The sequence below is a fragment of the Flavobacterium hibisci genome, assembly GCF_020026925.1.
Taxonomy (GTDB): domain Bacteria; phylum Bacteroidota; class Bacteroidia; order Flavobacteriales; family Flavobacteriaceae; genus Flavobacterium; species Flavobacterium hibisci.
The window spans coordinates 28,443-44,559 of sequence record NZ_JAIQDW010000008.1 but is presented as its reverse complement, the minus strand read 5'-3'; the positions used below and the strand labels follow the sequence as shown (position 1 = coordinate 44,559).

The following is a 16,117-nucleotide window of genomic DNA, read 5'->3' as shown; positions in this document are numbered from 1 at the left end:
TGATTAAAAATATATGTCATAAATTCTGAAAAACAAATTGATGCAGGAGTTAAAAATTATAAGTATTGATGGATTTCTTCAAGGAGGAAGTTCAAAACCATTGTTAATAACAGCTATTAATAAAGATAGAGTGGTAAATCAATATGTAATGAAAGTTTTTAAAAAAGATCACATTGAGCAAAATTACTCAGTTGCAAAAGAAATTTTCATTAGTGAACTTTGTAAAGAGTTTAATTTAGATTCTCCAGAATATGCTTTGATTAAAATTGACCACTCATTATTATCAGACATATATGATAAGGATTTTTTAGATAAAATTGATGAAGGTTATAAATTTTGCAGTCAATATCATGGCCAATATGTGATTTTTAATCCTTTAGTCTCTTTGTCGTTCATAAAAGACTATGATATTGAAAATTTATTTGCTTTTGATAACATCATTATAAATACTGATAGAGGTGGGTATAGAGATAAACCTAATTTACTGATTAATGATTCTAATATTTTACTTATTGATCACGAATTAACAATTCCTTTCATTAACAATTCAAGTGAAGATCCAAATTTTTTTAATTATTTAAGAAACTACTCTTATCAAAAGCATATTTTAGCAAGACATTTAAAAGAACTCAAATTTAAAAATAATTTGTTTGCAGAATTTTTTGAATTGTTAAAAACTATGAATATTAATAGATTTAATATTATTTTTGACGAGTTAGATTCTTTTGGTGTAAAATATGGTGATAGAGATAAAATATTTGCTTATCTTAATTGGATAAAAAATAATCGTACATTCATTAGCAACCATTTAATTGGAATAATAAAATGAAAGATAATTTCTATAAATATTGCATTTTAAAATATAAGCATAATGCCTTTCTTGAAGAAAGTATAAATATAGGTGTGCTTATATATTTTAGTAATATTTCAAAATTTTCATTTACTTACTCTAAAAATTTAAGTCGGATAAAATACATATATGACAATGTTCCTGAAAAAACAATAAAAGAGTATTTAAAACAGATTGAATTCCGAATTAAAAAATTTTCTCATATCGACAACGATATTTTTCATTCTTTAGAAGTAAACGATTTGACAAATTTTATTTCAAAGAATTTATTACCAATTGATTCTAGTTCGCTTCAATTTTCAGACTGCAAATACAATTTACAATATGATTTTCATAATGAATTTATAGAGGAAATTATTGTAAAGAAATTTTTAATAGACGATATTAAACATTTTAGTAATCAACCCAAAGAACCTAAATTATTACAAAAATATTTTTCTAATTTAAAAGGATTAGATTTCGAAAAAATCAATAAAAATGAAAAAAAATTCTTTATTGATTATCAATTAAAGAATGAAACAGGAAATGTTTTTACCTTTGATTATGCTTGGCAGAATGGAAGTTTAAATCTTGTAAAACCAATAAGTTTTGATTTAAAAGAAGCCAAAAGCATTGCTGATAAAGCATATAAAAATCTTGGACAATTTATCGATTTAGAAGAAAATGCGAAAAGTAAAAATTTGAGATTCGATCTTATATTAGGTAAACCAAGTTCAAAAGAATTATTTAAAGAATATGATCATGCTGTTAAATTATTGGAAAAAATAAAGTTTTCAAAATTAATTGAAGAAGATAAAATTTTAGAATATGCTAAGAAAACCTCTTTAGAAATCACAAAAAACTTATAGCCTCGATAGCAGTGAAAATACTTTTTTGAGATTCTTTATCGAAAAAAAGATTGCAACGGATAGCGGGAAAAAGCTCCTAAAAAAAACCGATACACTTAAAAAGTCTATCGGTTTTTGTATTTATAAATTTATCTAAAATTATTTCTTAGCCACAAACCTCGGATCAGATTCCATAACGGTTCCGCAATTATCGCAGGTTCTTAATTCTTCTGAATTATAGAAATGTTCAAAATGGGGCAGGAAATCCTTTTCGATATTGTGTAGTTCGAAAAACACTTCATATAATTTGTGGTTGCAGTTGTCGCAATGCCACAGCAATCCGTCTGTGTAGCCTAATCCGACACGTTTTCGCTCAATTACCAAACCAATAGAACCTTCGGAACGAACCGGAGAATGCGGTACTTTAGCAGGATTTAAATACATATCGCCGGCATTCAGAACCATTTCTTTACGCTCTCCATCTTCCTGAATGACCACTTTTATATTGCCTTCCAGCTGATAGAAAAGCTCTTCTGTTTCATTATAATGGTAATCTTTTCGGGCATTTGGACCCGCTACAATCATCACAATATAATCACCGGATTCTACGTATAAATTTTTATTTCCAACTGGCGGTTTTAGTAAATGACGATTTTCGTCTATCCATTTAGTCAGGTTGAAAGGTTTTGCTATAGCCATTTTTTAAAGGTTCTGAGTTGCTAAGTTTCCGAGATGCTAAGGTAACGAAAATTTGTTGAGACGCACTGCAATGTGTTTATGATCTACATTTCTTTTATGAGATAAATATAAACCGGAAAATGATCGCTAAAACCCACTTCATTTGTGCTGTGCCGCAACGGATAACCTTTGTATTTTCCCGAAGTTTGTATAAGATAGGGCTTGTTGAAAATTCCCGCTTTCCAGAATTTGAAGGATGAGAAATCAGGTTTTATGAGCGTTTCTGTTATGATAATCTGATCAAAAATATCCCAGGAATCCCGAAAAGCTGTGGTTCCCATCCCGCGTTTTGCCATTTCTTCAAATGGGTTGTAGGTACCAAATTCCGGAACTTCTGCTTTTTTGGATTTTGCCCCCAAAGCTACTTTTATACTTTTATTATAAGGACCGTCGTTTAAATCGCCCATCGTAATTACTTTTGCATTTGGATTAATTTGCTGCAGCGAATCGATTATTCTTCGGTTTAATTTTCCGGCTGCTTCGCGATATTCGCTTGTCGCTTTTTCGCCACCGGAACGCGAAGGCCAGTGATTGACGATAATACTGATTTCTTCTCCTTCCAGAAAACCGGTTATCAAAAGCTGGTCACGCGTAAAAACACGATTGCTTTCCTTTTTTATTGTTGTTTCTTCATCCGGTGATGCTTCATTTTTTTCCTCTTCCTCTACATTTTTATTTTTCAATATATATAAAGGTATATTTGAAAAAGTCACAGGTTTAAAATATTTCTTCTGATACAATAATGCCACATCTATTCCGCGTTTGTCCGGCGAATCAAAATGGATGATTCCGTAATCAAAAGGTAATAATGCGAGCCGTTTGACTAAATCTTCCAGAACGCCTCTGTTTTCAATTTCTGAAGCTCCAACAAAAACAGGCGCATTTGGATTTTCAGGTTTACCAATTTCTGATATGACTTTAGAAAGGTTCTGCAGTTTCTGATGGTATTTTTCTGTTGTCCAGTTTTGCGTTCCGTTTGGTGTCCATTCATTATCATTGGTGTAAATATCATCAATGGTGTCAAAAAGGTTTTCGAAATTATAAAAAGCAACTGTGTGAATGCTATATTTTTTAGCCTGACCAAAAGCTGTAATCGAAAAAAAGAAAATCAAAAAAATTCTAAGTTTAATTATCTGCATAAAAATTGATTTATTAAATCGCCGAAAATAATGAAATTTTATATTTGTAAGAAATTTCAAATGATTTTATTTTTTTAAATCTTTATCTTTGTTATAATAAATTTCAAAAGCCAAAAAGAAAATGAATACAAGCACATTCCTTCCTATAAACAGCCCTTTTCCTTTTTGCAGATTCGTATTCCTTATTTTTGCTTTACAATCCCTTACCTGTCAATCTCAACAAAATATGATAACACCACCTTATTTACAAAAAGGAGATACTGTCGCTCTTTTAGCAACAGCCCGAAAAAACATTGACGACAATTTGAAACCTACCATAGATTTACTCAAAAGCTGGGGTTTAGAAGCCGTAATCGGAAGTTCAATTGGTCTGGATTACCATCAATTGGCCGGAACAGACGAACAACGCGCTGCCGATTTTCAAAAGCAAATGGATAATCCCAATATAAAAGCGATATGGTGCGTACGAGGCGGTTACGGAACTGTTAGAATGCTGGATTTACTAGATTTTACCAAATTTAAACAGCATCCAAAATGGGTGGTTGGTTTTAGCGATGTGACCGTTTTGCACAATCATTTAAATACAATGGGTTACAAATCGATTCATGGCGTGATGCCGGTTACGATTCCGCGTGCGACTCCGGCTGCTATTAGTTCGATGAAATCGGCTTTGTTTGGCGAACCTTTGTCTTATTCTGTTGCGCCCCATGCTATGAACCGTTATGGCAAAGGAACAGGCGAATTGGTGGGCGGAAATCTTTCTATCTTATACAGTCTGTTAGGGTCGCCATCTGCAATTGACTGTAAGGATAAGATTTTATTTATTGAAGATTTAGACGAATACCTCTATCATATTGATCGCATGATGATGAATCTGAGACGTAACGGCTGTATCGAAAATCTAAAAGGAATCATTATTGGCGGTATGACCAAAATGAAAGACAATGAAATTCCTTGGGGAAAAAATGCCCTTGAAATTATTGATGACGTAACTAAAAAATACAATATTCCGGTAATCTTTAATTTTCCGGCAGGCCATATTCAGGACAATCGTGCGCTTGTTATGGGAAGTACGATTTCTATTGAAGTGAATGCTTCTGGAAGTACGGTTATTTTTTAAGTAAAAAGTTAAATGTTATTGGTTAAGAGTTATACGCTTTGTTGAAATAACTTTTTCCATAGTATTTATCACAAACATATACAACATTTAACTTTTAACATTTAACCTCTAAATTTACTGATGGCAGAACATAACGAACTCGGAAAAAAAGGAGAAGATCTTGCCGTAGAATTTCTACTTCAAAACGAATATACAATTTTAGAAAGAAACTGGACTTTTCAAAAAGCCGAGATTGATATTATTGCCAAAAAAGAAAATATTGTAACTGTTATTGAAGTTAAAACAAGATCGAGTTTAGATTTCGGTTTGCCGCAGGATTTTGTGAAACCAAAAAAGATTCAACTGCTCATAAAAGCAGTAAATGCCTACATAAACGATAGGGAAAAGGATTTTGACGATGATTTAGAAATCCGTTTTGATATAATTGCCATCCATAAAACACAGGAAACATTTGCTGTTGAGCATCTTACTGACGCTTTTTATCATTTTTAACATAATTTTTTATTGTTATATTTGTAACAAATTGTTTTTTAATTTATATTTGCAGAGATTTATAACATCGCAAACAAACCAAACTAACACAATTACGTTCAAAAACAATTAAAGATTATGAAAACCGTTTCTTCTATTGTAGAAAATTACATCAAGACCAAGCCATTTTTACTCAATGCACTTTCTCTTGGAATTATTAACCTGACTTCCCTGTCGCGCAATATCATGACCGAACTCGAAAGTGAATTCGGTAAAGAAGTGAAACAAGGTGCTGTGGTAATGTCCCTAAAAAGACTGACAGAAGAGTTAGACTTTAAACTGAACCACAAAATCAACAAAGTCATTAAAAACATTGGTGAAATCACGGTTCGTTCTGAATTGACAGATTACACTTTTGCAGCTTCTGACACTGTTTTAAACAAGCAGGCTGATTTGATTTCGGATATTAATGTACTGTCTGATATTTTTTATACCTCATCAAGAGGCGTAAATGAAACTAATATCGTAGTAAGCAGCAGTATCAACCATTTAGTGGAGAAACATTTTATCCGCGAAAAACTGATTCAGAAATTGGATAATCTTGCCTCTATTACTGTAAAATTACCAAAAGAAAACATTGTAGTTCCCGGAATTTATTATTTCATTTTTCAGCGTCTAGCCTGGGAAGGAATTATTATCAATGAGGTAATTTCGACTTCAAACGAATTTACGATTCTGGTAGGAGAAGAGCAGGTTGATGTTGCTTTTAAAGTAATCAAAGATTTGAAAAATTAATTCTCTTCTGAGAAACCCAATCCAAAAAAAGAAAAAACACACAATATACGAAGGGGCTGTTCATCAAAACAGTCTCTTTTTTTATGCCGTTTCGCAAGTGGCATTATGCAAAACAGGAAAATTGCAGGAATTTGCGATAAAGCACAATTGATTGGCTTTTATATGCAAATCTAAAGCTTCCTGAATTTTATCGGGATTTGCAATTTTCACTTTTGGGTACAGACGAACTTCTGTAAAACGGCCGCTTCCATCAGCAGCAACTTCAAGGACTGCTTTGGCATTATCAGTATATTCTAAAACTTCAATTCCGTTTTGGGAACATACATATAAATACGACATCATGTGGCAGGAGACCAGGCTGCTTAAAAGCAAATCTTCGGGATTGTATAATTCGGGATCGCCTTTGAATGCTTTTGCTGCGGAAACATCTAAAATTGATTTTCCTTCTATTGAAATTTTATGGCTTTTGCTGTAAAATTTTGAAATTGGTTCCGGTTCAACTTTCTTTGATTTCCAGTTTATTGCTGCTTTAAAAAGATGCTTAAATGTCATAAATTAATTGATATTATCTATTAATAAGGAACTAATGGGAGTAATTAATAACTAATTTTTATTAAATCCTTATTTATTTATTTTTACCTGATTAGTTTCATTTTTTATAGAATCATGCTGCTTTTCGCCATTTTCTACATTATGATTAATCTCACTTTCATTTATTGTATCGTTGCTTATTACCGCCGGTTCGCCATATACAGCTGCTTTGCCCATACAGCTAGTTAAAGTAAAAGCTAAGCCCAATGAAAATAGTGCGATTTTTTGAATTGGCTTTATTCTAATTCGGCTAAATCTGCTTCTTAATTTTTCATATTTAATACTTTCTTCGCTTTCAATCTGATTCATTTTAAAATGCCCGCAAATACTTTCCTTGCCTGAATTTTCAGTGAAGTATTTCTGAATTTCAGGGTTCTCCATTTTTGAAAAATCAATTACTGTCTTATTACAGGAACTACAAAATCTGCCGTTTTTATCTGGCGACATTGAATTCCAATTTTCATTACAAGGTTTTGGTATAGTGATTTTATTTTCCATATTACTTTAAAAGACGGTTCAGTTTCATTTGGCAAAAACTATTCTAGTACTAGATTTTCGAGATGGATTAAAATCCGTATAATGTGCAAACTTTGATAAATCTAAATCGACAATTCTGAATCTGTTGTCGGAAGCAAGTTATAAATAATTCTTTACCAATTCTCCAGTATATAATTTCCCATATTCTGAAAACAATCCTCCTTCCAATAGCAATCTCTTATCTGTAACTTGATCCTCCTTAGCCGCTTTTTTACTTATCGCAATATCATAATCTTCTACATGGATGTGACCAATTGTTTCAACTTCATAATTCTTACCTATGTATATAATGATAAGTTCTTGCCAAGGCTGCTTAAGTTTTGTACTTCTTCCTGTTTTACTTTCCGCTGTAATTGTTTTTACTGAAATTTGTCTGCCGTTAGAACACACGATATCAAAACCTTTGTTAGTAGCACTTTTACATTTCTGTACTCTCCGATTGCTGTTTTCTAAAAATTGCAACGCAACAAATTCTCCAATACGACCAACAATATTATCATTTCCTCCTAACTCAGGATGATCTTCCCGGATAGCAGAAAGAAATTCACGTCGAGCAGACAAGTATTTTTTTGCTAATAATTTTAATTCGCTTCTATTATTCATAACGATTAGATTTAACTTAATTTTCAAATAGTCTATAAATTAAATAAACTTTGCTAAAGTCTATATGTTCTCAAATATAAAAAAGAATCACAAAATTAACTGCCCATCTTTCAAAACAAAAAAACCTCGAAATCACAACTTTCGAGGTTTTTGAACTAACAAAACTGATTAAACTTATTTTTTAACTGAAAACTTAAAGGTTGTTTTCGTTTTATAATTTTCGCCCGGATTTAAAACTGTCGTTGGGAAGTTTTTCTGGTTTGGAGAATCGGGATAATGTTGTGTTTCTAAACAGAAACCTGTTCTGTGCGCATAAGTTCCGCCGTTGCGCATTGGCAAAGTTCCATCAAGGAAATTTCCGGAGTAGAACTGAATTCCAGGTTCGTCTGTGGTAACTTCCAAAACTCTTCCGCTCGCAGCATGGTAAGCTTTAGCGATAACGGTTTTGCCTTTTTCAGGATTGTTGAGTACCCAGCAATGGTCGTACCCTTTTCCTCTTATTAATTGTTCGTCTTTAGCATCGATATCTTTTCCAATTAATTTTGGCTTTCTGAAATCAAATGGTGTATTAGTAACATCCTGTAATTCACCAGTCGGAATTAAAGTAGCATCTACAGGAACAATTTTATCCGCATTCAACGTAAGTTCATGATCTAAAATTGTTTTAGAGAAATCACCTGATAAGTTAAAATACGTGTGCTGCGTTAAGTTTACAACAGTCTTTTTATCTGTAGTTGCTTCGTAAAGTACCTCTAGTTCGTTGTTTTTCGTTAACGTATAGGTTACAATAACTTTTAAGTTTCCAGGGTAACCTTCTTCCATATCTTTGCTTAAATAAGATAATTTCAAAACAGCTGACTCTCCTGATTTAGCTTCTTCTGCTTTCCATACAGCCCTGAAAAAACCTTCCGGTCCTCCGTGCAGTGCATTTGGAGCATTGTTGATGGCTAATGTATATTCTTTACCATCTAATGTAAATTTACCTTTTGCAATTCGGTTTCCGAAACGTCCAATCAAAGCCCCAAAGAAAGGGTTTGGTTTCATGTATTGTTCAAGGGAATTGAATCCCGTAACCACATTTTCAGAAACACCGTCTTTGTTTGGCACTTTTAAGTCTGTAATAATACCACCAAAAGTGATGATATCTACTTCCATTCCGTTTTGGTTTTTCAGCTTGTAGCTTTCAATTTTTTCTCCTTTTGGAGTTGTACCGTAATCTGATTTTACAATTGTTACAGAATCTTTTGCGTTTTGAGTGGTGTTCGACTCCATTTTTTTATCGCTTTTACATTGAACAGAAAGTGCTGTCAAACCGATTATCGTAATTCCGAAAGCACAACGTTTTAATACATTCATAAATACTGGTTTTTTAAGTTAGTAAAGTCTTAAAGCCGAAAGTCTTAAAGCCAATTGATTCAAAGTTAACCAATCTTTATGACTTTATGACCTTCGAACTTTGGACCAGATTATAATCCGTGCTGAAACGTATGGTAGTACGCTTCATTAGCATTAATTTTATCTTTGAAATCCCTGATAGTTGTTTTTTCATCAATCACCAATAATTCAATTCCGGCGATATCTGCAAAATCCTCCATAAATTCAGTTGTAACTGCCTGACTGTACACCGTATGGTGTGCTCCACCTGCCAAAATCCATGCTGTAGCAGCAATATCAAGGTTTGGTTTACAATCCCATAAGACTCTTGCAACCGGTAATTTTGGTAATTCAGCCATTGGTTTAACCGCAATCACTTCGTTTACAATTAAACGGAAACGGTTCCCCATATCCACTAATGAAACGTTGATTGCTTCTCCTGCAGGTGAGTTGAATACTAAACGAGCCGGATCTTCTTTTCCGCCAATTCCTAAAGGATGCACTTCGCAGGAAGCTTTTCCGTCAGCAATAGATGGACAGATTTCCAACATATGCGATCCTAAAACGTATGATTTTTGAGGTGTGAAATGATACGTGTAATCTTCCATGAAAGAAGTTCCGCCTTCAAGACCAATGTTCATTACTTTTAATGCTCTTACCATTGCCGCTGTTTTCCAGTCTCCTTCACCACCAAAACCATAACCATCGGCCATTAATCTTTGTGTTGCGATTCCCGGTAATTGTTTCCATGCACCAAGGTTTTCGAATGTATCTGTAAAAGCTCCAAAACCGCCTTCTTCAAGGAAAGCTCTTAATCCTAATTCTATTTTTGCTGCTTCTACTAATGAACTTCTTTGCGCTCCGCCTTCTTTTAAAGAATCCGTCAAGTTATAAGACGCTTCGTAAACTGCCAGTAAATCATTTAATTGGGCATCAGTAACTTTCTCAATATGCTTGGTAACATCAGAAGAATCATATCCGTTAACTGACATTCCGAAACGGATTTGAGCCTCTACTTTATCACCTTCCGTAACGGCAACTTCACGCATATTGTCTCCAATACGGGCTACTTTCAGGTTTTGAAGTTCATCCCATCCTAAAGCTACTCTTGTCCAGATTCCTAATTTTTTCTGAACTCTTTCGTCTTCCCAGTGACCTACAACCACTTTACGTTTTTTACGCATTCTGGACATTAGAAAACCAAATTCACGATCTCCGTGAGCTGATTGGTTCAGGTTCATGAAATCCATATCGATAGATCCCCATGGAATTTCAGCGTTGTATTGTGTATGTAAGTGGCATAATGGTTTTTTAAGGATACTTAATCCGCCAATCCACATTTTTGCAGGTGAAAATGTATGCATCCAGGTAATCAGTCCGATACAGTTTTTAGTCGTGTTTGCCGCCAGACAAACATCTAAAATCTGAGCAGGTGATTTTACTACATCTTTATAAACTACTTTTACAGGAATTTGAGACGATTCCCCTAATCCTTTTGCTATTATCTGAGAATGTTCTGCTACTTTTCTTAGTGTTTCTTCACCGTATAATTCCTGGCTTCCTACTACAAACCATACTTCCTTTTGAGAGATATCTATCATTTTTTACTTTTTGTTTATTTTGTTTCAGGTTTTCATTGTTTCAAGTTTCAAGTTGTGAAATCGTGGAAAACCTTTGTTATTTATGTTTTGTTATTTTGTTCCAAGTTTCAGGTTTCAATTTACGTCCCAACAACTTGAAACATGAAACCTGAAACTAAATTTTTTACTGTCCGTAATACGAATCTTTTCCGTGTTTGCGGTTGTAATGTTTCTTTATTAATGAATCTTTTAGTCTTGGTGCATTTGGATTTATTTGTAAAGTCAGGTACGCCATTTCGGCTACAACTTCCAAAACCTTACTGTTGTAAACTGCTTTTGCTGCATTTTTTCCCCAGGCAAACGGACCGTGGTTTCCAATTAAAACCATTTCAACTTCTTCGTAGGAAAGATTTTTTTCTTTAAAGCAATCCAAAATCTGAATTCCGGTATTGTGTTCGTAGTTTCCTTCGATAAGCGAATCTGCCATTGGCGGAGCACAAGGAATATCAGCAGTTAAGTGATCTGCATGTGTTGTCCCAAAGATTGGAATATCTCGCTGAGATTGCGCCCAGGCTACTGAATACGTTGCGTGTGTATGGGCAACTCCCCCAATATTAGGCCAGTTTTTATACAAATAAGCATGCGTTTTAGTGTCGGATGACGGACGCATAGTTCCTTCGATGATGTTATTATCAAAATCAACAATCACAATATCTTCAGGCTTTAAATCTTCGTAAGGAACACCGCTTGGCTTAATGGCAAAAACACCATTTTTTCTGTCCACTGCACTTACATTTCCAAAAGTATAAACCACCAGATTCAACGCATTTAACTGCATGTTGGCTTCGTAGCATTCTTGTTTTAAATCTTTATAAAGAGAACTCATTTTCTGTAATTTTAATAGATGGATCGGCGTAACTGCTTAATTGATCGTATGCCAAAAGTAATTTGTTGTAAGCAGCCACTTTGTCAAGTTCCGGGGTGTATTCACTTTCAAAAGGGCTTCCCATTTTTTGACTGGCTTCAATTACATTTGGATAAATTCCGGAAGCAACAGCAGCATAAATGGCAGCTCCCAAAGCCGGAGCCTGATCTGACAGAGCTACTTTAATTGGTTTGTTTAAAACGTTTGCCAAAGTCTGCATGATGAAAGGAGATTTACGGGCAACACCACCGATACCGATAACGCTGTCAATTTTTACCCCTTCTTCTTCAAAACGATCCACGATTTTTTTAGATCCAAAACAGATGGCATTCACTAAAGCTTTAAAAATATGAGGTGCTTTTGTTCCTAAAGATAAGTTTGAAATGGCGCTTTTTACTTCCTGATTGGCATCCGGAGTTCTGCGTCCGTTGATCCAGTCTAAAGCGGTTGGCACACTTTCAGACAATGGAATCTTTTCAGCTTCTTTCGTTAATTCTACAATTAATTTATCACTGAATTCTTCTCTTAATTGTTCTTTTTGAGTTTCATCTAAAATTGATGAAGAACTTAATAATTGTTCTGTTGGCCACATTAGCAATTCTTTGTACCATGCCAGTAAATCGCCAAAAGCAGACTGACCTGCTTCAAGACCGATATAACCCGGAATCACAGATCCGTCAACCTGACCACAGATACCGCGAACGGTTTTTGTACCTACTTCTTCATAAGAACCAACCAGAATATCACAGGTTGAAGTCCCCATAACGCGAACCAAAGTATTTTCGCCGATTTTAGCTCCTACAGCTCCTGAATGTGCGTCGAAAGTCCCAACAGCTACAACTGTATCTGTTGTAAGTCCTAAACGGTCTGCCCATTCTTTGCTCAATTTTCCGGCAACTAAATCGGAAGTATAGGTTTCATCGTATAAATTGCCACGAAGCGTTGCCAGATAAGGGTGTAATTTTTCTAAGAATTCAACCGGCGGAAGTCCGTTCCAGTCTTCGTGCCACATGGCTTTATGTCCTGCTGCACAACGGCTTCTTTTGAATGTTTTTAAATCTTTATCTTCAATTAACAAATAAGTCATTAAATCGCAGTGCTCCAACCAGGTGTGTGCTGCATTTCGAACTGCTTCATCTTCTCTGGCAATGTGCAGGATTTTTGCCCAAAACCATTCTGATGAATAGATTCCGCCCACATATTTTGTTACATTTTCTCCGCCCCAGCTTACTGCCAGTTCATTGATTTCGTTCGCTTCATTTATGGCAGTATGATCTTTCCACAACACCATCATTGCATTTGGATTTTCTTCAAAACCTTTTGTCAAAGCCAATGGAGTCCCATCTTTTGTAACCGGAACCGGAGAAGACCCTGTGGTATCAATACAGATACCTTTTATAGCAGCAGGATCAACTTTGCTTTCCTTAACAACATTTTGAATGGTAATTTCCAGTCCTTCAATATGATCCAGAGGATGCTGACGAAACTGATTTATAGAAGCGTCACAATATTGTTTGTTTTTCCATCTTTTATAATGAGAAACATTTGATGCCAGTTCCTGTCCATTTTCAGTGTCTATAAGCACTGCACGAACAGAATCTGTTCCGTAATCTAATCCTATAACATAGTTTTTCATTTCAAATTCATTTAATGACGACAAATATAATATAATTACCCTATAAGTGTACAAAAAACACTTAATAAAATTAGCTTACTATTTTTTATAATAATTTTATCAATTACATCATATTATATTGAGCTATTTTCCTTCTAAAACAACCACTGAGAAAGGCGGAATGGTAATCTCCAGTTTCCCTTTTTTATTTTCGAAAGCTTTAAAAACGGTTGGTATAATTTTATTTGGTGTATCGAAAGAATTGTAATCCTGCAGCTTTGAAGATGTAATTACAGACCCTGTGAAATTTTTAACCCCCAGATCTTTTATATCTATTTCAATTTTGTTTTTATTTTTTGAATCAACATTTACCAGAGAAATATGAACTGCTCCATTTTTATCTTTTGAAGCGGAAGCCGATACTGCCGGAAGGGTTTCTCCATTAACTGTATATAAAGGCGATTGAAAGCTTACAGGTAATAATTTTGCATCCTGGTGAACCGCATATAATTTCATGACATGATACGTTGGTGTTGTAATCATTTTGGCTTTATCAGTCAGAATTACCGCCTGAAGCACATTCACACACTGTGCTAAATTTGCCATACGAACCCTGTCTGCATGATTATTGAAAATATTAAGCGTTGCTCCGGCCAAAACCGCATCTCTCATCGTATTTTGCTGATATAGAAATCCCGGATTTGTTCCTTTTTCTACTTCATACCATCCGCCCCATTCGTCCACCAGCATGGCTACTTTTTTCTCAGGATCATATTTATCCATTATAGCGGCATGTTTGGTAACTAGCTCTTCCATTTTCAAAGCAGACTTCATGGTTTGAAAATATTGTAGTTCTGTAAAATCTACACCGTCTCCTTTTTTGTTCCAGTCGATTACAGCATAGTGGTGTACACCAAGACCGCCCAGCATATTAAGAGGAATGTTTTTCATCATCACTTCAGTCCAGTTGTAATCTGAACCATTTGAACCTGACGCAATACGTGTGATGCCTCCTGTATTTTCCCAATCTGACATGAAAGTGGCGAATTTTCTATATTCTCCTGCATAATATTCCGCAGTCATATTTCCACCACAGCCCCATGCTTCATTTCCGATTCCCCAGAATTTAACTTTCCATGGCTCTGTTCTTCCATTTTTTCTGCGTAAGTCACTCATCGGACTTTTACCGCTAAAATTGGTGTACTGAACCCAGTCAGCTAATTCCTGAACCGTTCCGCTTCCTACATTTCCTGACAAGTATGGCTCAGCTCCAAGAACTTCACACATATTCAAAAAATCATGAGTCCCAAAACTATTATCTTCAGTCACACCTCCCCACCATTTATTTACAATTGTTGGTCTTTGTTCCTGAGGACCAATTCCGTCTTTCCAGTGATAGGTATCAGCAAAACAACCTCCAGGCCATCTTAGATTTGGAATTTTTAAATCTTTTAAAGCCGCGATGATATCATTTCGAACTCCTTTTGTATTCGGTATTTTAGAAGTATCTCCCACAAAAAATCCTCCATAAATGCAGCGTCCTAAATGTTCAGCAAAATGCCCATAAATATTTTTGTTGATAGTTGGAGCAGCCGCATCATTTTTTATAGCAATTATTGTCGTTTGGTTCTGTGCAGAAATTGTTTGTAAAGAAAGTGCAACAAGTAAAAATAGAAGGTTTTTTTTCATGGTTTTCTTGGTTTTTTAGTTTTCAGAAGAATGGTTCTTAACCCATTTTTTCTAACTTTTGAGTAGTAATTTAATCAATATACTCATTAAGTGTCTTTTTAACATTTGTAAATTTAAATAAAAAAAAAGCTTAAAAACAAATTGATATGATAAAATAACTGTATAATTAGAGCATATTTCACAATTTAACTTCAAATCAAACCTTCAAATTTTATTTTTTATTCTAAAAACGCAACCGGTAGCATAAATTTTTTATGAATAAAGATAATTTTCGAGAAAAATGTGAATTATTACATAAAAATTTGGTTTTAATAATTTTATGCTTTTTGTAAGAAATTAAAAAGATGTATTTTATAAATTTTGATCAAAGAGGCTTTATTAACAATGATTATCCCAAACATCTACTAAATAATTATCGATCTAAATATTACAAGCAACTATAATAATTACTACTTTTAATCCGACCATAATTAATTAAGTGTTCCATATACATTAATAAATTATGAAACCTATTAGGAAGTTTATATATTTACTCCCAAATTACAGTATATGTTAAATAGTTATAGTTCTGCGGATAAGGTTTTATTAGCAGTCGATTGTATCATTTTTGGTTTCGATCATCAGGGATTAAAAATACTTTTAATTAAAAGAGATTTTGAACCTGAAAGAGGAAAATGGTCTTTAATTGGCGGATTCTTAAAACGTGATGAAATATTAGACAATGCCGCCATTCGTATTTTGAGTACCTATACCGGACTGCAGGATATCTATATGGAACAGCTGCACGCCTATAGCGAAATAGATCGTGACCCAGTCGACAGGACTATATCTGTATCTTATTATGCACTCATTAATATTGAAAACCATAATACAGAACTCATTAAAAACTATCATGCAGAATGGTTTAGCGTTGTGGATGCCCCGAACCTTATTTTTGACCACAACGAAATGGTCAAACATGCCATTAAAAGGTTACGTTACAGAACTTCGATAAAACCAATTGGATTCGAATTACTGCCGGAAAAATTCACCATGCGACAATTGCTTGAATTATATGAAGCCATTTTAAGCAAAGAATTAGACAAACGTAATTTTATAAGTAAAATCAATTCTTTGGAAATTTTAAATAAACTCGACGAAAAAGACATGCAGTCTTCCAGAAAAGGTTCCTATTTATATACGTTCAATAAAGAAAAATATGAAGAAAAATTACTTAATGATTTTGTCTTAAATTTATAAAAATAAACCGCAGACCTAGACTTT

The 16,117-nt window shown here is 34.1% G+C and carries 16 protein-coding genes; 6 read left to right on the top strand and 10 right to left on the bottom strand.

The features are described from left to right. Positions 1-40 precede the first annotated feature (40 nt). Both K8B81_RS09885 and K8B81_RS09880 read left to right on the top strand, forming a co-directional pair. Positions 41-829 (top strand): HipA family kinase, encoded by a 789-nt coding sequence (locus K8B81_RS09885; protein WP_223681271.1) that lies wholly within the window; start codon positions 41-43, stop codon positions 827-829. Further along, positions 826-1,698, top strand: a complete 873-nt coding sequence (locus K8B81_RS09880; RefSeq protein WP_223681270.1) for a DUF3037 domain-containing protein — start codon at positions 826-828, stop codon at positions 1,696-1,698. Before K8B81_RS09885 ends, K8B81_RS09880 begins: the two co-directional genes overlap by 4 nt. Positions 1,699-1,836: 138 nt before the next feature. On the opposite strand, the gene K8B81_RS09875 is transcribed toward K8B81_RS09880, so the two are convergent. Both K8B81_RS09875 and K8B81_RS09870 read right to left on the bottom strand, forming a co-directional pair. Continuing rightward, positions 1,837-2,376, bottom strand: a complete 540-nt coding sequence (locus tag K8B81_RS09875) for a 3-hydroxyanthranilate 3,4-dioxygenase (protein ID WP_223681269.1) — start codon at positions 2,374-2,376, stop codon at positions 1,837-1,839. An 83-nt stretch (positions 2,377-2,459) separates the two neighbouring features. Next, a complete protein-coding gene (locus K8B81_RS09870) occupies positions 2,460-3,554 on the bottom strand; it encodes an endonuclease/exonuclease/phosphatase family protein (RefSeq protein ID WP_223681268.1) in 1,095 nt (364 codons plus the stop codon). 226 nt (positions 3,555-3,780) lie between these two features. Between K8B81_RS09870 and K8B81_RS09865 the strand changes: the two genes are divergently transcribed. The 3 genes from K8B81_RS09865 to K8B81_RS09855 all read left to right on the top strand — a co-directional run bounded on the left by K8B81_RS09865 (position 3,781) and on the right by K8B81_RS09855 (position 5,940). Further along, positions 3,781-4,674, top strand: coding sequence for a S66 peptidase family protein (locus K8B81_RS09865; protein ID WP_223681267.1), 894 nt, complete (start codon positions 3,781-3,783; stop codon positions 4,672-4,674). A 120-nt stretch (positions 4,675-4,794) separates the two neighbouring features. Next, entirely contained in the window at positions 4,795-5,166 is a 372-nt protein-coding gene (locus tag K8B81_RS09860; RefSeq protein WP_223681266.1) for a YraN family protein, read from the top strand. Positions 5,167-5,283: 117 nt separating this feature from the next. Continuing rightward, positions 5,284-5,940 (top strand): aspartate kinase, encoded by a 657-nt coding sequence (locus K8B81_RS09855; RefSeq protein ID WP_025570960.1) that lies wholly within the window; start codon positions 5,284-5,286, stop codon positions 5,938-5,940. 81 nt (positions 5,941-6,021) lie between these two features. Here K8B81_RS09855 and K8B81_RS09850 read toward each other — a convergent pair whose 3' ends face one another. The 8 genes from K8B81_RS09850 to K8B81_RS09815 form a co-directional block, all read right to left on the bottom strand. Then, the gene (locus K8B81_RS09850; protein ID WP_223681265.1) at positions 6,022-6,492 is read right to left on the bottom strand and encodes an OsmC family protein; all 471 of its coding nucleotides are present in this window, start codon (positions 6,490-6,492) and stop codon (positions 6,022-6,024) included. Positions 6,493-6,561: 69 nt separating this feature from the next. Next, positions 6,562-7,029, bottom strand: coding sequence for a hypothetical protein (locus tag K8B81_RS09845; RefSeq protein WP_223681264.1), 468 nt, complete (start codon positions 7,027-7,029; stop codon positions 6,562-6,564). Positions 7,030-7,167: 138 nt separating this feature from the next. Then, complete coding sequence (locus tag K8B81_RS09840; RefSeq protein ID WP_223681263.1) at positions 7,168-7,671, bottom strand: hypothetical protein; 504 nt, start codon at positions 7,669-7,671, stop codon at positions 7,168-7,170. 174 nt (positions 7,672-7,845) lie between these two features. Beyond that, positions 7,846-9,027, bottom strand: a complete 1,182-nt coding sequence (locus K8B81_RS09835; protein ID WP_223681262.1) for an aldose epimerase family protein — start codon at positions 9,025-9,027, stop codon at positions 7,846-7,848. 110 nt (positions 9,028-9,137) lie between these two features. Continuing rightward, positions 9,138-10,646, bottom strand: a complete 1,509-nt coding sequence (gene araA / locus K8B81_RS09830; protein ID WP_223681261.1) for an L-arabinose isomerase — start codon at positions 10,644-10,646, stop codon at positions 9,138-9,140. 163 nt (positions 10,647-10,809) lie between these two features. Beyond that, positions 10,810-11,511, bottom strand: coding sequence for an L-ribulose-5-phosphate 4-epimerase (locus K8B81_RS09825; RefSeq protein ID WP_025570946.1), 702 nt, complete (start codon positions 11,509-11,511; stop codon positions 10,810-10,812). Then, positions 11,495-13,186 carry a ribulokinase gene (locus tag K8B81_RS09820; protein WP_223681260.1) on the bottom strand — a complete coding sequence of 564 codons (1,692 nt, stop codon included), beginning with the start codon at positions 13,184-13,186 and terminating at the stop codon, positions 11,495-11,497. The genes K8B81_RS09825 and K8B81_RS09820 overlap by 17 nt, the downstream gene beginning before the upstream one ends. A gap of 123 nt (positions 13,187-13,309) precedes the next feature. Continuing rightward, positions 13,310-14,854 carry an alpha-N-arabinofuranosidase gene (locus tag K8B81_RS09815; RefSeq protein ID WP_223681259.1) on the bottom strand — a complete coding sequence of 515 codons (1,545 nt, stop codon included), beginning with the start codon at positions 14,852-14,854 and terminating at the stop codon, positions 13,310-13,312. 549 nt (positions 14,855-15,403) lie between these two features. On the opposite strand from K8B81_RS09815, the gene K8B81_RS09810 reads away from it, so the two are divergent. Beyond that, positions 15,404-16,093: an NUDIX hydrolase gene (locus K8B81_RS09810; protein ID WP_025570941.1), complete on the top strand. Its 690-nt coding sequence runs from the start codon at positions 15,404-15,406 to the stop codon at positions 16,091-16,093. Positions 16,094-16,117 lie beyond the last annotated feature (24 nt).